This is a genomic window from Marinomonas polaris DSM 16579 (assembly GCF_900129155.1).
Taxonomy (GTDB): domain Bacteria; phylum Pseudomonadota; class Gammaproteobacteria; order Pseudomonadales; family Marinomonadaceae; genus Marinomonas; species Marinomonas polaris.
On sequence record NZ_FQVF01000005.1, the window covers coordinates 23101 to 42031 of the forward strand.

The 18931-nt window shown below is 41.6% G+C and carries 26 protein-coding genes; 17 read left to right on the top strand and 9 right to left on the bottom strand.

From position 1 onward, the window contains the following. The first annotated feature begins 22 nt into the window (after positions 1 to 22). From pspB to BUA59_RS05550, 4 genes are read left to right on the top strand one after another with little or no spacing between them, the layout of a single operon-like run. Positions 23 to 271, top strand: coding sequence for an envelope stress response membrane protein PspB (gene pspB / locus BUA59_RS05535; protein ID WP_072838742.1), 249 nt, complete (start codon positions 23 to 25; stop codon positions 269 to 271). A gap of 48 nt (positions 272 to 319) precedes the next feature. After that, complete coding sequence (gene pspC, locus BUA59_RS05540) at positions 320 to 769, top strand: envelope stress response membrane protein PspC (RefSeq protein WP_084122207.1); 450 nt, start codon at positions 320 to 322, stop codon at positions 767 to 769. Positions 770 to 802: 33 nt separating this feature from the next. Beyond that, positions 803 to 985 carry a hypothetical protein gene (locus BUA59_RS05545; RefSeq protein WP_072838743.1) on the top strand — a complete coding sequence of 61 codons (183 nt, stop codon included), beginning with the start codon at positions 803 to 805 and terminating at the stop codon, positions 983 to 985. 23 nt (positions 986 to 1008) lie between these two features. Next, entirely contained in the window at positions 1009 to 2118 is a 1110-nt protein-coding gene (locus tag BUA59_RS05550; RefSeq protein WP_072838744.1) for an MbnH family di-heme enzyme, read from the top strand. A gap of 70 nt (positions 2119 to 2188) precedes the next feature. Here the strand turns inward: BUA59_RS05550 and BUA59_RS05555 are convergent, their stop codons facing one another. Further along, a complete protein-coding gene (locus tag BUA59_RS05555; protein ID WP_072838745.1) occupies positions 2189 to 3805 on the bottom strand; it encodes a methyl-accepting chemotaxis protein in 1617 nt (538 codons plus the stop codon). 326 nt (positions 3806 to 4131) lie between these two features. On the opposite strand from BUA59_RS05555, the gene BUA59_RS05560 reads away from it, so the two are divergent. Next, positions 4132 to 4599 (top strand): OsmC family protein, encoded by a 468-nt coding sequence (locus BUA59_RS05560; RefSeq protein WP_072838746.1) that lies wholly within the window; start codon positions 4132 to 4134, stop codon positions 4597 to 4599. Between the two features lie 59 nt (positions 4600 to 4658). On the opposite strand, the gene BUA59_RS05565 is transcribed toward BUA59_RS05560, so the two are convergent. Then, entirely contained in the window at positions 4659 to 5288 is a 630-nt protein-coding gene (locus BUA59_RS05565; RefSeq protein ID WP_072838747.1) for a glutathione S-transferase family protein, read from the bottom strand. Between the two features lie 228 nt (positions 5289 to 5516). Between BUA59_RS05565 and BUA59_RS05570 the strand changes: the two genes are divergently transcribed. Together BUA59_RS05570 and BUA59_RS05575 are read left to right on the top strand one after the other, a co-directional pair. Continuing rightward, a complete protein-coding gene (locus tag BUA59_RS05570) occupies positions 5517 to 6374 on the top strand; it encodes a LysR family transcriptional regulator (protein WP_072838748.1) in 858 nt (285 codons plus the stop codon). A gap of 105 nt (positions 6375 to 6479) precedes the next feature. Next, complete coding sequence (locus BUA59_RS05575) at positions 6480 to 7238, top strand: restriction endonuclease (protein WP_072838749.1); 759 nt, start codon at positions 6480 to 6482, stop codon at positions 7236 to 7238. 26 nt (positions 7239 to 7264) lie between these two features. Here BUA59_RS05575 and BUA59_RS05580 read toward each other — a convergent pair whose 3' ends face one another. From BUA59_RS05580 to BUA59_RS05600, 5 genes are all read right to left on the bottom strand, one after another. Then, entirely contained in the window at positions 7265 to 7540 is a 276-nt protein-coding gene (locus tag BUA59_RS05580) for a putative quinol monooxygenase (RefSeq protein ID WP_072838750.1), read from the bottom strand. Positions 7541 to 7552: 12 nt separating this feature from the next. Next, complete coding sequence (locus BUA59_RS05585; protein WP_072838751.1) at positions 7553 to 8065, bottom strand: GNAT family N-acetyltransferase; 513 nt, start codon at positions 8063 to 8065, stop codon at positions 7553 to 7555. Positions 8066 to 8126: 61 nt separating this feature from the next. Then, positions 8127 to 9527 carry a sensor histidine kinase gene (locus tag BUA59_RS05590; RefSeq protein ID WP_072838752.1) on the bottom strand — a complete coding sequence of 467 codons (1401 nt, stop codon included), beginning with the start codon at positions 9525 to 9527 and terminating at the stop codon, positions 8127 to 8129. Next, positions 9457 to 10146: a response regulator transcription factor gene (locus tag BUA59_RS05595; RefSeq protein ID WP_072838753.1), complete on the bottom strand. Its 690-nt coding sequence runs from the start codon at positions 10144 to 10146 to the stop codon at positions 9457 to 9459. Before BUA59_RS05595 ends, BUA59_RS05590 begins: the two co-directional genes overlap by 71 nt. Positions 10147 to 10268: 122 nt before the next feature. Further along, entirely contained in the window at positions 10269 to 10877 is a 609-nt protein-coding gene (locus BUA59_RS05600; RefSeq protein WP_072838754.1) for a PepSY domain-containing protein, read from the bottom strand. Positions 10878 to 11083: 206 nt separating this feature from the next. Here BUA59_RS05600 and BUA59_RS05605 point away from each other — a divergent pair, with 206 nt between their 5' ends. The 3 genes from BUA59_RS05605 to BUA59_RS05615 all read left to right on the top strand — a co-directional run bounded on the left by BUA59_RS05605 (position 11084) and on the right by BUA59_RS05615 (position 12552). Next, the gene (locus BUA59_RS05605) at positions 11084 to 11536 is read left to right on the top strand and encodes a MarR family winged helix-turn-helix transcriptional regulator (RefSeq protein ID WP_072838755.1); all 453 of its coding nucleotides are present in this window, start codon (positions 11084 to 11086) and stop codon (positions 11534 to 11536) included. Positions 11537 to 11673: 137 nt separating this feature from the next. Then, the gene (locus BUA59_RS05610) at positions 11674 to 12096 is read left to right on the top strand and encodes an organic hydroperoxide resistance protein (RefSeq protein ID WP_072838756.1); all 423 of its coding nucleotides are present in this window, start codon (positions 11674 to 11676) and stop codon (positions 12094 to 12096) included. 147 nt (positions 12097 to 12243) lie between these two features. Then, entirely contained in the window at positions 12244 to 12552 is a 309-nt protein-coding gene (locus BUA59_RS05615; protein ID WP_072838757.1) for a 4a-hydroxytetrahydrobiopterin dehydratase, read from the top strand. A 45-nt stretch (positions 12553 to 12597) separates the two neighbouring features. On the opposite strand, the gene BUA59_RS05620 is transcribed toward BUA59_RS05615, so the two are convergent. Then, positions 12598 to 13230 carry a helix-turn-helix transcriptional regulator gene (locus BUA59_RS05620; protein ID WP_084122209.1) on the bottom strand — a complete coding sequence of 211 codons (633 nt, stop codon included), beginning with the start codon at positions 13228 to 13230 and terminating at the stop codon, positions 12598 to 12600. A gap of 233 nt (positions 13231 to 13463) precedes the next feature. Between BUA59_RS05620 and BUA59_RS05625 the strand changes: the two genes are divergently transcribed. After that, a complete protein-coding gene (locus BUA59_RS05625) occupies positions 13464 to 14480 on the top strand; it encodes an alpha/beta hydrolase family protein (RefSeq protein ID WP_072838758.1) in 1017 nt (338 codons plus the stop codon). Here BUA59_RS05625 and BUA59_RS05630 read toward each other — a convergent pair. Continuing rightward, a complete protein-coding gene (locus tag BUA59_RS05630) occupies positions 14477 to 15526 on the bottom strand; it encodes a helix-turn-helix domain-containing protein (RefSeq protein ID WP_072838759.1) in 1050 nt (349 codons plus the stop codon). The two genes, BUA59_RS05625 and BUA59_RS05630, sit on opposite strands and share 4 nt — an antisense overlap. Before the next feature lie 220 nt (positions 15527 to 15746). On the opposite strand from BUA59_RS05630, the gene BUA59_RS05635 reads away from it, so the two are divergent. From BUA59_RS05635 to BUA59_RS23805, 6 genes are all read left to right on the top strand, one after another. Next, positions 15747 to 16100, top strand: coding sequence for a DUF805 domain-containing protein (locus BUA59_RS05635; protein ID WP_072838760.1), 354 nt, complete (start codon positions 15747 to 15749; stop codon positions 16098 to 16100). Positions 16101 to 16113: 13 nt separating this feature from the next. Continuing rightward, complete coding sequence (locus tag BUA59_RS05640) at positions 16114 to 16680, top strand: hypothetical protein (protein WP_072838761.1); 567 nt, start codon at positions 16114 to 16116, stop codon at positions 16678 to 16680. Between the two features lie 65 nt (positions 16681 to 16745). Continuing rightward, a complete protein-coding gene (locus BUA59_RS05645; RefSeq protein WP_072838762.1) occupies positions 16746 to 17141 on the top strand; it encodes a VOC family protein in 396 nt (131 codons plus the stop codon). Between the two features lie 309 nt (positions 17142 to 17450). Continuing rightward, a complete protein-coding gene (locus BUA59_RS05650; protein ID WP_072838763.1) occupies positions 17451 to 17876 on the top strand; it encodes an N-acetyltransferase in 426 nt (141 codons plus the stop codon). Between the two features lie 133 nt (positions 17877 to 18009). Continuing rightward, the gene (locus BUA59_RS05655) at positions 18010 to 18543 is read left to right on the top strand and encodes a shikimate kinase (RefSeq protein ID WP_072838764.1); all 534 of its coding nucleotides are present in this window, start codon (positions 18010 to 18012) and stop codon (positions 18541 to 18543) included. Between the two features lie 69 nt (positions 18544 to 18612). Then, positions 18613 to 18861 (top strand): hypothetical protein, encoded by a 249-nt coding sequence (locus BUA59_RS23805; RefSeq protein ID WP_175550752.1) that lies wholly within the window; start codon positions 18613 to 18615, stop codon positions 18859 to 18861. The last annotated feature ends 70 nt before the right edge of the window (positions 18862 to 18931 follow it).

The following is an 18931-nucleotide window of genomic DNA, read 5'->3' on the forward strand; positions in this document are numbered from 1 at the left end:
TTTATAAAAAAGGAATTGCGCTATGAGTATGGCTGTATTTTTGTTTGTTCCCACCATCATTTTTATGTCGGTAGTGGCGCCTATTTGGTTGCTATTGCATTACCGAAGTAAGAACCGTGCGGTAAAGGGATTGGATGAAGGTGATAAGCGGGAGTTAGAGTCTCTATTAATGCAGGCTGATAAATTGACCGATCGCGTACAAGCATTAGAAAAAATTTTAGATGTGGAAAGCCCAGATTGGCGTAGTCGAGATAATGATGAGTACCGATAATCTTCGGATAGTTGAGTGATAGAAGATTAGCCAGTTAAGAGGAATAAAATGATGAACGATAAAATAAAAGAAAGTATCAAATCCAAAAAGTCTCATGGGTGGGATTTGAACCTATATCGTAATAAGAAAAAAGGTTACTTGGGTGGAGTATGTGCTGGCTTAGCAGATCATTTTGATGTCGATGCATGGGTCGTGCGGCTTTTCACCTTTGGTGGCTTTTTATTTCTTGGTAGCTTTGTAGTGATTGCTTATATCGCGCTTTGGTGGTTTTTGGATGTTCGCCCAAAAGGAGAAGATGGCTACGAATACGAATATGATGAGCGTCAACAAAGTTATCGGCCAAAGAAAATGTTCAAGTACGCTGATAGTGCGAACTCAAGGTTACGTCGCGCTAAAGAAAAATTGGATAACGTAACGAGACGAGTGACAGAGATGGAACGTCATGTCACGTCTAAAAAATTTGATCTAGACCGTGAATTCTCAAAAATTAGGGACTAATCTTTAATCTGTGCAAATAAGGAGGGTTGGTAAATGCAGATAAAAACTTCTTTTTTCCTCTTATTGTTGGGAAACACCTGCCTATATCTAGATGCCGCATTCGCTTTTGTTTTGGCTGTGACGATGGATTGCCTACTGGTTTTGTTATTGAATATTCCTGTTGCTGTTATTTTATACGGCCTAGGACGTTTACTATCAAAACGGTTTTATATTTAAAATAAAAGACCTTGGGAGGTTTGATGAGGGTCAAATGTACTTATCTTTCATCCCTCGTTGGGCATCTTGCTTTGGGGTCAATATTGCTAGTTTGTACTCCCTACCTATATGCAGGTGATTATATTTGGGCATTGCCTGCATGGATGCCAGCACCTATCGTGCCTGTAGATAATCCAATGAGCGAGGAAAAAGTCACGTTAGGTCAGCGGCTTTTTTACGATGCCAATTTGTCTGGTCCAGGTTACATGTCCTGTTCGACCTGTCATATGCCTGAACATTCATTTTCAGAGCCAAGACCCGTTTCTGTCGGTGTCACAGGGCAGTTTCATAGTCGTAATGCCATGTCGATTGTCAATGTGGCTTATATGAAAACACTGACTTGGGCGAATCCTAACGAGGTACGTTTAGAAGACCAAGCAAATGTGCCTATTTTCGGTACTCATCCCATTGAAATGGACACCAAAGGGCAAGAAGAAAAAGTAATTTTGTTTCTACAACGGGACCCTATTTATCCAAATTTATTTCATAAAGCCTTTCCTGATCAAGACAACCCTATTAGCTTTGACACGATTACCAAAGCGTTGGCTTCTTTTGAACGTACTTTAATTAGTTATCAGTCACCTTATGACGATTACAAATACAATCATAATGACAGTGCCATCAGTGAGGATGCTAAGCTTGGTGAGGCATTATTTTTTAGTGCGAGATTGGGGTGTTCTAGCTGTCATACTGGTGTGCATTTTTCCGATGCGACGCAAGCGTCAGCCTTCCATAACACAGGGCTTTATAACTTGGATGGCAAAGGTGCTTACCCAGAAGGCAACCAAGGATTGTTTGAACATACAGGGAAAGAGGCAGACAAAGGACGATTTAGAACACCAACGCTGCGCAATATCGCTCAAACAGCGCCTTATATGCATGATGGCTCTATCGCCACATTAGAAAAGGTGATAGAGCATTATGCAGCTGGTGGACGTGCAGCACAGCAAGGTAAAGCGTCTCCATTAAGGTCTGATAAGTTACATCCGTTTTTATTAACCGACGATGAAAAGCGTCAACTCATGGCGTTTTTAACGAGTCTTACGGACAGCAAATTTATAGACAATCCTCACTTTACGACCCCATTTAGATAGCATGAAATAGACAAAAACCGCCGAAATCAATGATTAAGACGGTTTTTTGGGGCTTTTAATAAGTGTTTTATTAAACCGTGAAGCGTTTAACCTGACTAGCAAGCTCATCAGAATTGCTTAGCGTTTGATGAACCGAATGGCTGATGCGTTTGGATATTTCCATGACGTCTTTCGACATACTGGCAAGATTCGATAGGTTCTCGTTTATCTCGTCAGTGACCTTGCTTTGCTCTTCTGTTGCACTGGCGGTTTGAGCAGTAAAGTCATAGATTCGTCCGGCGGATGTTTTTACAACTGCAATAGATTCCATAGTTTTACGTGAAAGAGAGACGCTGGTGCCAGCCATATCAACACTTTGAGTAATCGAGCTTACTGCATTGCTCACGCCAGACTGTAAGTCATTGATCATCTTTTGAATGTCTTCAGTAGAGGCTTGAGTTTTGCTGGCTAGTTCACGCACTTCGTCAGCAACAACCGCAAAGCCTCGACCTTGCTCACCAGCTCTCGCGGCTTCTATCGCAGCGTTTAACGCGAGTAAATTGGTTTGCTCGGAAATGCCAAGGATGACATCCAATACAGAAGCAATTTTATCGGATCGTTCAGAAAGTTGATTGATGACGCCTGCAGCACCTTGGATTTGCTCTGCAAGGTTATCAAGCTGAGAAATGGCATTGTCTAATTGTTTAACGCCATCATCTGCAGAACGGTTTAATGCTTCCACTTCAGCCACCGTGTCAGCGGCATTTTGCGCAACTTCACGAGTTGCACCACCCATTTCTTCAACGGCGGTGACCACAAAATCAAGTGATTGGTTTTGGCGTTCGCTTAGGTTAGCAGACTCAGAGGCGGATTCCCCCAAATTAAACATCTCTTGGCGAATATGCTCACACCCGTTACGAACCTGCCCAATCAAGCTGCCGAGACGAGCGACAAAGCTGTCTAATTCTCGACTCAATTCGCCAGTTTCATCTGGCTTTGTGCTGTTTATACGGCGTGTTAAATCGCCATCACCAGAGCTGATTTGACGAACTCCGAAAGTGACCAATTGGATAGCTTTTGAAATGTTTCGAGGGGCAAACCAAGCCAGTATGACACTCAAAAGTAAGGCGAAAATCGCGAATATGCCGACTGTCAGTTTAAAGGTGTCAGTGAATTCATTGATTGCTTTGTTTTCAAGTGCAGAGTATTTGCTGATCAGTTCTTCCGAATGATCGTACAAACTGCGAAGTTTGATGAAATTTGTTTGGTTATCACTAACAAACAGGATTATTGCTGCATCGGGGTTATCTTTCATTGATTGGATAATGTCGAGATTGGTAGCAGACCAATCTTTATAGAGACTATCGAAGTTCGCTAATAGGCTAGAGATTTCATCTATATCCGTTGTGAGTAGTCGAAATTGCTGCATGCGATCCAATGCTTGCTTGGCATTAGATAGCGTAGCTTCCTCTAATTCTTTGGCATTGTTTGCGTTGTGCTCAAATACTAACGTGGCCAGTGCGAGACGAGATTGATACAAATCTCTATCGGCATTCTGAATTAGCGAAGTGCCAGAGGAGTATTTACCCATACTATTTTGTAAGTAATTAACCAATGTTTCTGTAGAGATTATAACCAGTAGGAAAACCAACGCTAAGCCGCCAAAAATTAATGTATAGCGACCTCTTATCGTCTTTAGCATCTTCATGAAAATATCCCTGTTGTTGAAGCCTTTGAAAACCAAAATGGTAAACGTTCCCTGCTATACAGCTGTCTTCTCTCAAAGAAACTACATCAATTGGACAATAGCGTTATATTAAAAATGGCACTTGGGATGAATGTGTGCAAGTTGTGTTTAGGTTGTTTTTCGAACAAATTGTAATTTTTTGAAAAGAGAGATATTTAGATAAAAAATCTACTTTGGAAATAGTGACAATAAGTTAACCTTACGGGCTCAAAACATTGGGGAAATTTGTTATATCTGTTATTTGAGACAAACAAGTATCTAAGGCAAACAAAAAGGGGAAATGGAATATGTCAGAATACTTTGCAACTGTTGAATGGAAGCGTGGTTCACAGTTATTTTTGGATAAAAAATACAGTCGTGCCCATGAATGGCAGTTCGAAGGCGGCGTAGTCGTGCCAGCCTCGTCTTCGCCGCATATTGTACCTTTACCCATGTCCGTTGCAGAAAATGTAGACCCTGAAGAAGCATTTGTAGCCTCTATTTCCAGCTGTCACATGTTGTTCTTTTTGGACTTTGCTTCTCGCAAAAAGCTCATCGTCGAACAATACACAGACAAGGCTATCGGCACCTTAGCAATTGGCCCCAATGGCAAGCAAATGATGACCGAAGTCGTATTACGTCCAACCGTCACTTTTGTTGGTGAAAGACCCAGTTCAGAGGTGTTAAAAGCACTTCATCATCAATCCCACGAAGCTTGCTTTATCGCCAACTCGGTACTGACCGAAGTTCGAGTGGATGAGACTTTTTGTGTTTGATTGGTAACCTTAAAGGCACTTTTAATCAAGTGCCTTCTCTCGTTTGAATAAAAAGTGAATCACGCTTGGGTAATCGGTATAAACCAATCCAAAGCTTCAATATTTTTAATCCAGCGTTGAATATTTGGATACTCGGACAGTTGATAAGAGCCGCCTTCCTCCGCCACATGGGTGTAAGGGAACAAGCAAATATCCGCAAGTGTCATGAAATCGCCCACTAGAAACGCTTGTGTTGCCAATGTTTCTTCCATTTGTTTTAACGCAGCATGACCTTGCTGAATACGATCTGGCAACATTTGTTTTTTTAGATCTGTCATGGCGTTGTGAGTTAGCCAAAAACGTGGCGAGGCAATGTTGGGCTCGTGGCTGTATTGCTCCCAGAATAACCATTTATAGACCTTGGTTCTAAGGATTGCATCGGTCGGTAACAAGGCGGATTTGTGTTGTTCTGCAAGATTGTACTGCTCAGCCAGATAGAGAAGCACAGCATTACTTTCGCTCAAGCATTGTCCGTCATCTAACTCCAACACCGGAATTTTACCATTTGGGTTCATCGCTAAGAAGGGTTCTGTGTGTGTTTCTCCTTTGGTAATGTCATATTGTTTTAACGTCACTTTCAGATCTAAACAGGCACATAACAAACGGATTTTATAACCGTTCCCTGAGGGTAAAAAATCGTGCAGAATCATAAGTCTTTCCTTCTTAGTTGATGGTCTGATCTTGCGATAAGACAGAAGCAGAAAAAAGCAAATTAAATTGACGGCTGGCATAACGCATTTTGATCAATGCATTTAAGTTAGAGTGCTTTGAATTAAAGTGAGTAGAAATAAAGTTAGTAGAAATAAAGTTAGTAGAAATAAAGTGAGTAGAAATAAAGTGCGTAGAAATAAAGTGCGTAGATTAAAGAGAGGATTGCATTGGATACGGAATTATTAAAAACCCTTGTGGCTATTGTCGATCACGGCAGTTTTCAGCGCGCCGCCATGCAAACCTTTCGTACTCCGTCGGCCATTAGCATGCAGATGAAACGACTGGAAGAACAAGTCGGCACCGAACTGTTTTGCAAGCAAGGTCGGGAGCAAGTGCTCACCGAAGACGGCCAACAGCTGGTTCATTACGCAAGGCGAATCTTGCAACTGCAAGAAAGCGCCCTGCAATCCATCAAAGGCCCACAGCAAGGGGTTTTACTTAATCTTGGCTGTCCGAATGATTACGTGGCGAATTTATTGGTCGTCATTATGTCTGTCATGGAAAGCATGCTGTCGAATATTCGCTTTCGAATTCGCACTGGTACCTCTGCGGAACTACGAGAGTTGATGGACAAAGGTGAAGTGGATTTAGCTCTAGTCACGCGAACACCTGACAGCGACGAAGGTTTGACCTTGTTCCAAGACAAAGGTGTTTGGGTCGCAAAAAAGGGTTTTGATTGGACAAGTTTGCATCCCTTGTCACTAGCGTTATACGAATCCAGCTGTAAATTTCATTCCAGCGCCGTGGATGGTTTGCAGAAGAAAGGCACGGATTATCAGCTGTATTGCGTCACGGCTAATCTCACCCTGATTGAAAGCCTGTTGATGGCCGAAAAAGCTATCTCCGCCATCGCCAGCATCAGCGTGAATGACTCACTAGAAATCATCGAAAGTGATTTATTACCTAGTCTTCCTGCGGTAGAAATCGCTTTTTCTCGTTCCGCCTCCGCACCAGACTGGCTCACTGTAGCCTGGATTGAAGAGGTTATTGGGCGGGTGATTAGAGATACGGAAAGGGTAGGTTAATACTCGGTAACAAATACTGCTAATTGTTATTGTGGCATTTTAGTGAGGTTAATTCTTGCGGAAGATTTATTGTAGATTATGAATATTTAATTAGAGGTTTTTTTTATGTGGGAGTTCACCGGAGAAATTGGATATGTTTGTAATGATTGCTCTGATTCAAATTCAATATCAATAGATGAGTTTGATATTGATGATATTGGTGGTTCTGAGGGGCCAATGGGGGATGCATCTGTCTATAAGCTTACACATACATTTAACTGTTATGAATGTTTAAGGTTAATAGATTTAAGTTTTGAAGTGTCTGAATACCCAGTGGGATTTATAAGTTTTACAATCAATAATTGTTTTGGTGCAAAAGCTTTAAATGAGCCGGAAATAGAATATAAGAGAGAAATTTATACGAATGAGGATTTATTTGAACTTTATGAGTCAATATCTGAGTTAGTATATTCTTTAAAATGTCAGCCAGAATTCACAAAAAAGTTAGACCCTAGGCAGTTTGAGGAAGTCGTAGCTGAGATTTTTAGAGATCAAGGTTTTGAAGTTGAGTTGACAAAAAGGACAAGAGATGGAGGTAAAGATATTATTGCTTTATCGAAAGATAAATTAGGATTTACTACTAAATATATAATCGAATGCAAGCACTACTCCGAGAAAAATAAAGTAGGAGTTGATGTTGTCAGAGGGTTATACGGAGTGAAAAGCTCCAGAAACGGTGGGAATATAGGTATTATTGTAACTACTTCAACGTTTACTTCTGATGCTCGTAAGTTCGTTAAAAATGAGACCACAACTGATTTTGATTTGTCATTAGCTGATAGAGATCAATTGTTAGAATGGTTGGAGAATTATAGAAGGTATTAGATTACTTAATTTAAGGAAAAAAAGTACTACAGATCAATACTATAAAACCGCTCAACATTTTTCGTCACTTCACCCCAATGAGACGCCTTCACTCTGGCTTGATGTTTTTCAAATGCGGCTCTGTCGGTAAATTCTTCATAGACAGAAAAACGTTGTGGGTTGTCTGAATCTCGAGTCACCGTAAAGGTAATACAACCCGCTTCTTGATGAGTTAGCGAGATGTGATTTGGTAGCTCTGCCAATACTGCGTCTAGATCTTCACTTGGAACTTCAATGTGGCCGCTAAGGGTGATTTTTGACATGGTCAGCGCTCTCTATTTATTTAGGCTTTGATCAAGATCATACACCATATAAGTGACGGAAAAAGGCAGATGGTCGAAGTGTTTGGTATCGCCTTTTACGAAGCCAAGTTGTTCATACCAGTCTTGCAATTTAATGTGTTCACCGATCACGCCAATGCTGATGAAGTCGAGCTGGTCAGCATTAGCCTGTTCAATAATGTGTGCCACGAGTTGTGATCCGATGCCTTTGCTTTGTTGCTCAGGTAAAACCGATAATCGGTTCAAGTAGGCTTTGCGAACGCCATTTGAGTTGGCTGGAATTTCGTAAGCCACACAGGCAATAGGGTGTTGGTTTTCCATTAAGAGAAAGTAGCGTTCACCGCGTTTAAAATCGTTTTCTACCCAGCTGCTTTCACAAAAGGATGGATGCTTTGGGCCGTTTTCTTGGTTGATGCCAAAGCTTTTAGCAACCGCTCGATTTGCTTCTCGAATTAGCTTTGCGAGAACATCAGCTTGATCGGAAAACACTTCTTTTATCTGTCTCATGGTTTTTCCCTTTACGCTTTTTTAGATGCTTTTTTAGGCTCTTTTTTTAGGTAGGGCCCAATTAATTTTCACTGCGCTGACTGCCAGTAATATTAATAGTCACGTGTACTTGTAGGCCTGGATGATTGTCTTGAAGTTCTAGCTTCCCTTGATGAAAGTGTGCGATGGCTTTGATTAATGGGAAGCCTAGTCCATATCCGGGGCTTGTGCGGCTTGATTCTAGGCGAAATAAACGCTGTAGGGCTTTGTCTTTAAATTCATCAGGTATGCCTGGGCCGTTGTCTTTGACAATGAAGCCTGAGGTGGTGGTAATCAGTTCAATAGCGCCACCAGAATCTGTGTATTTGCAGGCATTTTCTAGGGTATTAAACATGGCGCGGAAAATAAGCGTTTTATCACCCTTAATGTGGGGCTGAGCAGTGGCAATAAATGACAGAGTTTGCTGCTTATCTTGAGTCAACGGTTGTATTAGGTCGATAACATCTTCTGCGATTTGATTAATATTGATGGTGTCAAAGTGGGAGCTGGTTTGCTTATGTTCTAGTCGACTCAGCTCTAACATGGCGCTAAACGTCGTTAGAATATGATCCAGCTCTTCAAGCATTTCTTGTAACTGTAATTCGTTGATAGGTGCTTCATCTAAGGTATTTAGGTGGCTTTCGAGGCGTAGGCGCAGTCTGCCAAGTGGCGTACGAAGATCATGGGCGATTGCATCGGTTACGCCTGAGACGGCTTGGAACGAATCTTCGAGTTGATTGAGCATTCTGTTTATGTAGTTAGCAAGCAGGTCGAATTCATCTTGGCGATGGCTAACGGTGACCCGTGCACTTAGGTCACCGCTTTGTATGACCTTGGCGGTGTCATTGATGTTTTTGATACGGCTGAGGAGTTGTGTCGATAAGTAGCGTCCAGATAGCAGACCTAACCCGAGGGTTAGTAGCAAAGCCAATATGCCAGCCCGAAGAAATTGAGTTTGCAAGAAATACAAGTTTTCATCATCAAATGCGACCAATAAGCGTCCATGGGTGAGTGTTGTAATACAGCCTATGTAAAAGCGCAGATCGTTAGCACTGTCAACAAAAAAGGTCGTTTGCGCAGGGCAAGTTGCGAGGCTGGTTGGTAAGCGGGTAAGGTTTCCGTATGTTGCATGCGTATTTTCATAAGCAAGCACTAGGTTGTTAACTTGCTTGGCCTGACTGGTAAATTGAAGCAGGTATTCATCTTCGTTCATTTGTTGGTTGAACAGGCGTTGTTGCTGCGTAATAAGCTGAATTTGCTGTTGATAGCTGCGGCTTATCTCCCCTACGCTGAGTTGATAGAGCACAAAAAAAGCCACCGCCATTAAGGTGATTAATAGGGTCGTGTAAAGCAGAGTAAAACGCCAAGCAAAGCTACCCCGTCGCTTTTTCAACCAATCGGTAACCAACGCCGCGTATTGTTTCAAGGATCGGGGGAAGGTCATCGGTTTCTACCTTTTTTCGTAAGCGTGCCACGTGAACATCAATGACATTGGTCTGTGGGTCGAAGTCATAATCCCATACAGCCTCAAATAATAAGGTGCGGGTAACGACTTGTTTAGGGTGTTCCATTAAATAACGTAGGATTTGGAACTCTTTTGGTTGTAGGCTGATTTCTCTTCCTGCCCGCCAAACCTGTCTCGTAAGTAGATCCATTTTCAAGTCTGACACTTGTAACAAGGTACTTTGTTGCACCGCTGCCATGGGTTGTCTTCTGATGAGTATTTCAACGCGAGCTAGAAGTTCGGCAAAGGCGAAGGGTTTGGCAAGGTAATCGTCTCCGCCTTCGCGTAGCCCTTTGACTCGCTCATCAACAGAATCTAATGCGCTGAGTATTAAAACGGGTAAGGTTTTTTGGGCGCTACGCAATGTATTGAGAACTGTCATACCATCTAATTTTGGAAGCATGCGATCCAGGATAATCAGCTGATAATCCCCTTCTAATGCTTGGAACAGAGCATCTTGTCCATCACTGGCGACGTCCACTTGATAGCCCTGTTCTGTGAGGCCTTTTTTAATAAAACCTTGTGTGACGATATCGTCTTCAACTACCAAAATTCGCACTATTTGTTCCTATCATTGTGAGCCTGCCATTTTTGTTGCTATTGCGGCGGCTGTTCTTATGTTAAGCAAGTTTGTTCAATGCTGGAATAGAGGGATGGCTCATTTTCAGAAAAGCGACGCATTTAGCGTCGCAGTGAGGGAATCACTTCACCTGATTTGGCGTCCATTAATATTTTTGTCGAACCAGATGGCCCTAGCAATTCGATTTCATAGAATGTTAATCCACGTTTGTGTTCTAGCTCGATGGATTCAATATAAGAACCTTCCTGCGGATTAGAAAGCGCTATTGCATTTTTAATGGAAACGCCTTGCTGTAGTGATTCCAGTGCGGCTTGATCATTGTCATCTAATTTATTAAAGCCCATGAAACGTAGAGATTTAGAGTGTCTATCTATTTCTTCACCGCTGTACAGTGCATATTTTGCTTTGTATCTTACACCTTCTTTTAGGTCGATCCCTTTGATTTCATACACCAGAATGTTGTCTTCGTCATCCAGTTCGATTTCCATCACTGTAGAAGGGAAATCAGCTTGGAACTTTTCTAGGAGGCTATCCAAAGAAACTTTGCTAGATTTTAGTGCCTGTAGCATAAGTTGGTCTTCTTGATAATCATCGCTGTCTTTTGCGTGCACTGTACTGCTCATCAATAGAGCGCTTGAGCATAAGGCGACAAGTGTACTTATCGAAAAAAAGGTAGTGAAGATAATGCTGAGCTTTGCTTTAAGAGTCATGATTATTAACCTATATAGTGTGGTTGTTTGAATGAATATGGCGACACTATAGCTGGCAGTTATTAACGACAAGATGGCCGCAACATTAAACTTTGTTCATCTTGAGTGAAGGCTTTTTATCTAGCGATATACGGTTACCTGTAAAACAGTGTAGAATTTCTAATTATTATCGCTATAACTATTCGCGCAACCATCAACGAGAACTTATGACTTCTGACAATTCTATATTCCCCGACAACTCATTATTACTCGACAGTCAATTGTGTTTTGCCTTGTATTCGACTTCTCTTGCAATGACGCAGTTTTACAAAGAACCGCTTTCTGCCATCGGTCTGACATATCCGCAATATACGGTGATGTTGATTTTATGGGAGCAAGACGGGGTTAGTTTGAAACACATCAGTGATGCGCTTGGGCAAAAATCTGGTGCGCTAACACCCGTGATAAAGCGCATGGAAGCCGATGGCTTAGTTCAGAGGCTGCGTGGCGTGGATGATGATCGTAGTTTAAGTATTGCCTTGACTGAAAAAGGTAAAAAGCTGCGCGAACAAGGTTTAGAAGTGAACCGCTGTGTTGCTGAGGCCTGCGGAATCGATATGGATGAAGTCGTTGCTTTACGTGAGCAGCTAGTTGCCCTTAGACAAAAACTTGTAAAATAATGCTTGCGCAGTAATAGTTATTGCAATAACATAAATCCATCAGCTCAGACAACTGAGCTTTTATTTAATTATATAGTTATCGCGATAATCATTATTCGGATAACATAATGCAACAATGACATTTTAGGAGCAATATTATGCAAGCAATTTATAGCGCAACAGCAACATCAACTGGTGGCCGTGATGGTCGTTCTATTACATCTGACAACAAATTGGATCTTGCTCTAAGCACGCCAAAAGAATTGGGCGGCGCTGGCGGTGAAGGTACTAACCCAGAGCAGCTTTTCGCAGCAGGTTATTCTGCTTGTTTCATCGGCGCATTGAAGTTGGTTGCATCTCAACAGAAAGTAAAAGTGCCTAATGACGTTAACGTCACAGCAACTATTGGTATCGGCGCTAACACCAAAGGTGAAGGTTTTACTATCTGCGCAGATTTAGAAGTGAATGTTCCTGGCGTAGAAAAAGACGTAGTAGAAAAATTAGTAGAAGCCGCTCACAAGGTTTGCCCATATTCAAACGCAACACGTGGCAACATTGATGTGAACTTCACTATCAAGTAATGGTTTTCCATTAAATCGTTAGTCTCAAGAATCCCTTTTGCATGAATTTGCAGAAGGGATTTTTTGTTGCGTTTTAATCATAGTCTTAACCGACTACACTGGTGATTGATACGCTACATTTTCTGATTTAAATAGAGGTGAAACAGCATGACACATCGAAAGCTCGAACAGCATGAGATAGAGCAAGCCCTTAACCAGTTAAACACAGAAGCGTCACAAGACTGGGCGATCGAAGACGAAAAGCTCAGTAAAACCTTTAAATTCAAAGACTTTCAACACGCTTTTGGTTTTATGACCATGTGTGCGATCTACGCTGAAAAGCAAGATCATCATCCTGAATGGTTTAATGTTTACAATAAAGTTAGCATTCAACTGACATCACACGATGTATCTGGCATTTCCAATAAAGACTTTGATCTTGCGAAGAAGATGGAAACCTTTGCATTGTCTGTGTAATAGATAATTCACCACAACACGCAGGCTTCCGGGTTCGATTATTCGCTAATTAGTTAGAATAGCTGCCAATAGTTGACTGGAAGTCGGCACTAATCCCACTTTAATCTCGAAAGGTTTGAACACCTTATTAATGATTTCTGCGGTGTAATTACCTTTGTCGTTTTCGATTTCTGACAAGGTTTTACGAGAGACGCCACACAGCTTGGTATAAGCATCTTGTCTAATACCCAGAACGCCAACGCGTAATTCTCGCAGTGCGGCGCCTTGTGTCATTTCATCCAACAATAAACTTTTGATGATCTGATTAATCGCAATTAATTGTTCTTCTTTTGTCATCGGCTCTAAGCTTTTAGACGCACGCTGACGAGTGCTGCTTGAAGATTCTGGCGCGTCAGCCTCAATAGCAATAGGGCTTTCAGCAAGGTTTTTAATAGAGTCATCAATAGTGCTTTCTATCGCTTTTTGGGTTTTGCTTTTCTTCGGCGTTTGGGGATCTGTGGTAGACACTTTCACAACTTCAGTAGATACGATCACTTCAGGCTGAGAATCTTTTTTTTCTTTAGAATGTTTCTTGGTTTCTAGTTTGTCCTGCTTCTTCTTTTTTTGCTCATTTTTCTTTGATTTGGCTTTATGCTTCTTCAATGGTTGAGCGCTGTCTAACTGTCCTTTCATCTTCATTTTGTCGTCTCCGTAGGCCTTATAAAAAAGCGAGGTTGAGTACCGTGAATGAAATGAGAGTACAGAGCTAATATGACAGATAAGTAACAATAACGGTGAAAACGATTTTATTTTCTGAGTGTGGCTACTTGATTGTCTTGATATAACGTCCTTAATCCTGTTCTAGGACGCTTTACCTGTATTTTCCTTTCATAGTGATTTCTTTCTAAAGCATCTTGAAGAGGAATTACATCATGAGAGGATTTGCGAGTTTCATTCTATTGGTGGCCTGCTGGGCGTCGAATGCGTCCGCGTATTCGGTGGGTTTTGATCAGGTTCAGTTGTACACAGACAGTGATAGACCGTTAAAAGCCAGTGTTTGGTATCCATCCCAGACGACATTTCCCATTGAAAGAATCGCGGAAAACGCGGCGTTTTTGGGAACCGATGTGGTACGAGTTGGAACGCCGCTGGCGGGTAAGTTTCCGCTGGTAGTGATTTCTCATGGTTATCGTGGTAACTGGCGTAATCAAAATTGGCTCGCTACGAAGTTGGCACAAGACGGTTTTGTCGTGGCGTCGCTTGATCATCTTGGGACCACGTCTTTTGATCATTCCCCACAAGCGGCGGCTCAGTGGTGGCAACGCGCTGGAGACTTATCGCGCTTGTTGGATTGGTTGTTGAACGAGTCTTATCTATTGCCAAATATCGACGCTAACAATGTCACCGCTATTGGCCATTCATTGGGTGGTTGGACTGTGATGTTACTAGCAGGCGCGCAATTTGATCGTGACCAGCTAAAGCAAGAATGTGTTCTTAAAAATAATCCTCGAGTGTGTGGTTTGATGACTGAACTTGGTTTGGATCAACCACAAATAGGCGAGCCGACTGGCAGTTTAAAAGATGAGCGAATCAAGCGAGTTGTGTCGTTAGATTTAGGTTTGGCGAGAAGCTTGTCACGCCAAAGTTTACAGGTCTTAACGGTACCAACATTGATCCTTGCGGCAGGTGTCGATATTGGCGATTTACCACAAGCGGAAGAGTCTGGTTTTCTCGCACAGTATCTACCAAAAAATACCTATGAATACATAGTGTACCCAGACGCAGCGCACTTTAGCTTTATGCAGCTTTGTAAACCGGGCGCTATTGAAATGATAGAAGAGGAAGAGCCGGGCGATGGCATTGTTTGCCAAGATGGTAATTGGCGTACTAGGGACGAACTTCACCAGGTTATGCATCGGGACATCATTCGATTTATCCAAGCACCTTAATTCTTCATATTAGAGCGCCGAAAGGCGCTCGGTGTCTGTTGTGTCACGCGAGAAAACTCTCGATGGAAGTTAGATTTCGTCTGAAAGCCAGAATCCATATAAATTTGGGTGATGGCTTTGTCGGTTGATAGCAGTAGTGTTTTGGCTCGTTCAATACGATATTCGTTCACTACTTGCGAAATGTTGCGACCGTAAACTTGGTTAATGGCAGCAGAGATTTGACGCGCTGGAATACAGGCTTTTCTGGCGAGTCTATCGAGTGTTAGGTCTGGATCGAGAAACGCTTCTTTGGTGCTAAGAAGCACTTCTATTTTGTGTACTATGTCTTTTACTTCATCGTCGGTTAATGGGTGATGAGGCTTGTCTTTTGATTCTTCTACAGGCGTTGTTTTTTCATTTTGATCGGATGATTCGTTAACGCTGGGTGCAATGCTTAGGCTCATCATAATGACGGCGATTGCCAAAATAGGCAGTAATACAGCATGACCAATGGCGAGGATAATCAGCGTATGCTCGCCAGCAAAAAAAGTAAAATCGACCGCCAAAGCGCCATCAATCATGGCAGACATTAACAGCATGGCACCCGCAATACGTTCGGCTTTTAGAGCATTGTCGATATCAGATAAGCGTACTTGTTCAGGAAGATCCGACGCTTTTAAAGACGCTCGAATCAGTGCAACGCCATAACCAACATAAAGCAGTGTTAAAACTGGGTCCAAAGGCGGTCGCCAGAATGGATAAGTAAAAGACGCCAAGGTGACAAAAACAGGTGGTAAGAAATGCCAGATTTTTAGTTTATAGCGTTGGTGAGCACTCGAAAAACAGTACCAAGCAGTAACGGGAATACAAGACGCCAAGATAGGTTGAATCAAACGAAATAACGAATAATCAAACGTCCAGCGTAGACCAACCACTGTCGTCGTTAGCGCACACAAAGCAATAAAGACAAACGCCGATTGTGTGGTTTCTTCTCGGCGAATAAACAACAAAATCGCCAAGATAGACAGCAATAGGGCAACCACAAAAGGTAATGGAATAGCGATCATCTTGGCTCCGCCTTATTTATTGTGTAATAGCTCAGACCTGATCTTCGTTGTATATGTATCACTTTTATCTGCATCATGCCCGCCATTATTTTTTAGAAAGCCATTCTGTCCTAAAAAGTCATCAAGGACGTCCTAGAACCTGATCTAGGACGCAAATCTTTTCTTCGCCACGTACTTTTAAGCCTTCAATGTCCCTCGGGACTAATCAAAGGAGAAAAGTATGAACTGGTATTTTGATGCGTGGAAACGTTATGCGCAATTTTCAGGAAGAGCATCACAGGAAGCATTTTGGATGTTCTTTTTGGCGAATTTTTTGATCTCGGTAGTGTTTGTCTTGTTGGAAATCTTCTTTCAAGCAACGTGGAAAATAGATGCGCTTTATAGCCTGTTCGTTTTCTTGCCAATGTTGTCTTTAACCATACGCAGACTGCATGACACTAACCGCTCCGCTTGGTGGTTGCTGGTGGTTTTGGTTCCCGCGATAGGCATGCTTGTTTTGCTGGTGTTATTGGCCTTACCAAGCGACCCAGACAGCGATTTTTCTAATTATCCACAAAACACCCCGATGCTATAAACAGGAGCCAAACATGAAAGATGTTAATAACTTACCCCACTTATCCACCATGTTATGCTCAATTTTGCTACTTTTGTCGGTTTCTGCGTGCAGCAGTGAAGCAAAAAACACGAATGAAAGTAACTTGGCATTTTCAGATGACGTAAAAGCTGTGGTCTACATCGAATCGCCGAAAGTTGGGACTTTATTGCAGCTGCGAGGTATCGCTGGAAAAGGTGTGCTTATCGTCAAAAAAGACAATCGACAAGAAGAGCAAACAACTTGTGTTTCTTCACCGATTCGATTCGCAGCAGGTGACTTCGGTGGTGACAGTATTGGTATTCAATCCGTTGAGCCTATTCGACTGCTTATTTACTCCGATAAGGTCGCAGAAAAATTGATCGCCGGTGATGAAGTGGTCAGCGAAGATTATGTCATTACCGACCAAATCGAATCTCAACTTGGTGACATCAAAATTGAATCCGGCTTAACACTTAGTTATGGTTTTGTACTCAACCCTGGCGAATGGTCTTGGTCGTCGGTATTTGGTTTGGATCACGACGAAGTGGATTGTGGACTGTTAAAAAGGTTAGCGTTATAAAATGCTGATCTGAACGCTGTTGTCAGTGCAGGTGGTTTTTATTTAACTTAGTCAAAAGGAATAACATGTTTTCGCATATTTATTACGGCGTTAGTGACTTCGAGCGAGCTTATGGTTTCTACAGTAAGCTAATGACTTGTTTGGCCATGCAAGAGCGTTTTTGTGATCGAGACTATCCTTGGGCTGGTTGGAATAGCGATAGCTCAAACGGTCGACCTTTATTCGTTATCGGCAAACCCTTTAATGGTGAAGCACACGATGCTGGCAATGGACAAATGATTGCCTTCAGTGCGAAAGATAGAGCCACCGTCACGGCTGCCTACAACTTAGCCATTGAAAACGGCGCCACATGTGAAGGTCAACCCGGACTGCGTAGCGAATACCATGAAAGTTACTTTGGCGCTTATTTTAGAGACTTAGACGGCAATAAAGTTTGTGTTGTGTGTCATGAGGTTGAATGACATAAGGAGATGACTTTAAAGTTGGAAAAATGTAAATAAAATCAATTAGTTAAGTTTTTATTTCTAGATGAAATAATAAGAATACAAATCGTTTTCTTTTTAGATCTTATTTGTTTTCACTATTTTGCGCCTAAGATCGGTTGCAGCTTCTATATATTGTCGCTATATTTCCGAAACTTGAGAGTCCAAGGAATAGCCAAGTTAACTTGTGCAGTAGGTGCTTTCACTAATGTCATTTTTTTGGCAGGCGTGTGAGCACTTGGAAATCAACATACCCTGCCTTGGTTATTAATTGCAGAGGTAAGTATTATGATTCGTAAATTGTGTGCCGAAGATATTAATGAAGTCGTATCCATTTGGTATTCGGCCTCAGTGAAAGCTCATGAGTTTATTGCTGAAGAATTTTGGCACTCGCAAAAAGAGCCGATGCGTGATGTTTATATACCCAATAGTGAAACTTGGGTTTATCACCTAGAAGACCGCATTTCAGGCTTTATTTCTTATTATCAAGGCTTCATCCCAGCTCTGTTTGTTTCCCCAAGTGATCAATCTAAAGGTATTGGTACTGAATTGCTCACTACACTGAAACAATATTATAACCAACTCAGCCTGACGGTTTATGCTGAAAATACTCAGGCTCATTCATTCTATATTCGACAAGGTTTTATCGAGCTAGAACGAAAGTTGTGTGAGCATACTGGGCATGAAGAGATCTTAATGTCTTGGGCTTTATAAACATATAAAAGTATTTCTAAAGGATTCAAAGTATACGATGTGTGTATTTTGAATCCTTTTTGTCTTAATTTCGTAGCGATAGGATGAGCTAGTTTATCTAAGGCGACGTAAGAAACAAGTTGACGTATTTACCATGAAAAAAGTAAATGTAATAGGAACAACCGGAAGCGGGAAATCAACATTTTCACAGCGCTTAGCTAAAAAAATAAATGCACCTTATATCCAAATGGACCAAATTTTTTGGAAGCAAAATTGGCAAGAGTCTCAAGATTCTGAATTTTTTCAAAGAATTGAAGATGTTTTATCTGAAAGTACATGGGTTCTAGACGGTAATTATAGTAGAACGAATATTATAAAATGGCGTGACGCAGATACTATAATATGGATAGATTACTCATTTTGCAGAACATTATTTCAACTATTTAAACGTACTATCAAAAGGATAATCTCAGGAGAAGAGCTATGGCCAGAAACAGGAAATAGAGAATCCTTTGCCAAATCCTTTCTATCGAAGAAATCGATTTTTATTTGGTTTTTTAAAAATTATAGTCACAACAAACAAGGCTACTCAAAGTTAATGTATTCTTCAAAAATTAAGCACATTAATGTCATTCGCTTATGTAGTCCAAAAGAAGCAGATTTATTTTTGAAGAACATAGAAGCGTAGAGTATTATTTTTATATTTTATGAGTTAGTTGTTGCAGCTACATTAATTTAACTTTATCGCTAGTCAGATTTGACTACTCCAATCAAAAGCCAGCTTATTTCCCCTTTTATTGAAGAGAAACAAACTGGCTTTCTTGTAATTAAGTTAAGAAGTCGAAAACTGAAGCACGGCCCCGACGAATCGTTTCAGTCCATCAGTCTGAGGGTTGGGCAAGATTGTTTTTGGATCGCCTTGTTCCCAGGTTTTGCCTTGGTGCATGAAGACAACTCGGCTGCCGACGTCGCGGGCGAAGTTCACTTCATGGGTCACCAGCACTAAGGTGATGGCTTCTTTCGCCAGTTGCTAGAGTACTTTTAAGACTTCGCCATCGTCATGTGTGGGAACAGGT

Excerpts from the sequence above, each read along its gene's own strand:
- BUA59_RS05635 (WP_072838760.1), top strand. The coding sequence starts at position 15,747 with ATGAACTGGTATTTTGATGCGTGGAAACGTTATGCGCAATTTTCAGGA.
- BUA59_RS05550 (WP_072838744.1), top strand. The coding sequence starts at position 1,009 with ATGAGGGTCAAATGTACTTATCTTTCATCCCTCGTTGGGCATCTTGCT.
- BUA59_RS05630 (WP_072838759.1), bottom strand. The coding sequence starts at position 15,526 with ATGATCGCTATTCCATTACCTTTTGTGGTTGCCCTATTGCTGTCTATC.
- BUA59_RS05565 (WP_072838747.1), bottom strand. The coding sequence starts at position 5,288 with ATGATTCTGCACGATTTTTTACCCTCAGGGAACGGTTATAAAATCCGT.
- BUA59_RS05610 (WP_072838756.1), top strand. The coding sequence starts at position 11,674 with ATGCAAGCAATTTATAGCGCAACAGCAACATCAACTGGTGGCCGTGAT.
- BUA59_RS05590 (WP_072838752.1), bottom strand. The coding sequence starts at position 9,527 with ATGACCTTCCCCCGATCCTTGAAACAATACGCGGCGTTGGTTACCGAT.
- BUA59_RS05620 (WP_084122209.1), bottom strand. The coding sequence starts at position 13,230 with ATGAAGATGAAAGGACAGTTAGACAGCGCTCAACCATTGAAGAAGCAT.
- BUA59_RS05650 (WP_072838763.1), top strand. The coding sequence starts at position 17,451 with ATGATTCGTAAATTGTGTGCCGAAGATATTAATGAAGTCGTATCCATT.
- BUA59_RS05555 (WP_072838745.1), bottom strand. The coding sequence starts at position 3,805 with ATGAAGATGCTAAAGACGATAAGAGGTCGCTATACATTAATTTTTGGC.
- BUA59_RS05585 (WP_072838751.1), bottom strand. The coding sequence starts at position 8,065 with ATGAGACAGATAAAAGAAGTGTTTTCCGATCAAGCTGATGTTCTCGCA.
- BUA59_RS05575 (WP_072838749.1), top strand. The coding sequence starts at position 6,480 with ATGTGGGAGTTCACCGGAGAAATTGGATATGTTTGTAATGATTGCTCT.
- BUA59_RS05545 (WP_072838743.1), top strand. The coding sequence starts at position 803 with ATGCAGATAAAAACTTCTTTTTTCCTCTTATTGTTGGGAAACACCTGC.
- BUA59_RS05625 (WP_072838758.1), top strand. The coding sequence starts at position 13,464 with ATGAGAGGATTTGCGAGTTTCATTCTATTGGTGGCCTGCTGGGCGTCG.
- BUA59_RS05580 (WP_072838750.1), bottom strand. The coding sequence starts at position 7,540 with ATGTCAAAAATCACCCTTAGCGGCCACATTGAAGTTCCAAGTGAAGAT.
- BUA59_RS05615 (WP_072838757.1), top strand. The coding sequence starts at position 12,244 with ATGACACATCGAAAGCTCGAACAGCATGAGATAGAGCAAGCCCTTAAC.
- BUA59_RS05640 (WP_072838761.1), top strand. The coding sequence starts at position 16,114 with ATGAAAGATGTTAATAACTTACCCCACTTATCCACCATGTTATGCTCA.
- BUA59_RS05645 (WP_072838762.1), top strand. The coding sequence starts at position 16,746 with ATGTTTTCGCATATTTATTACGGCGTTAGTGACTTCGAGCGAGCTTAT.
- BUA59_RS05605 (WP_072838755.1), top strand. The coding sequence starts at position 11,084 with ATGACTTCTGACAATTCTATATTCCCCGACAACTCATTATTACTCGAC.
- BUA59_RS05600 (WP_072838754.1), bottom strand. The coding sequence starts at position 10,877 with ATGACTCTTAAAGCAAAGCTCAGCATTATCTTCACTACCTTTTTTTCG.
- BUA59_RS05560 (WP_072838746.1), top strand. The coding sequence starts at position 4,132 with ATGTCAGAATACTTTGCAACTGTTGAATGGAAGCGTGGTTCACAGTTA.
- BUA59_RS05655 (WP_072838764.1), top strand. The coding sequence starts at position 18,010 with ATGAAAAAAGTAAATGTAATAGGAACAACCGGAAGCGGGAAATCAACA.
- pspC (WP_084122207.1), top strand. The coding sequence starts at position 320 with ATGATGAACGATAAAATAAAAGAAAGTATCAAATCCAAAAAGTCTCAT.
- pspB (WP_072838742.1), top strand. The coding sequence starts at position 23 with ATGAGTATGGCTGTATTTTTGTTTGTTCCCACCATCATTTTTATGTCG.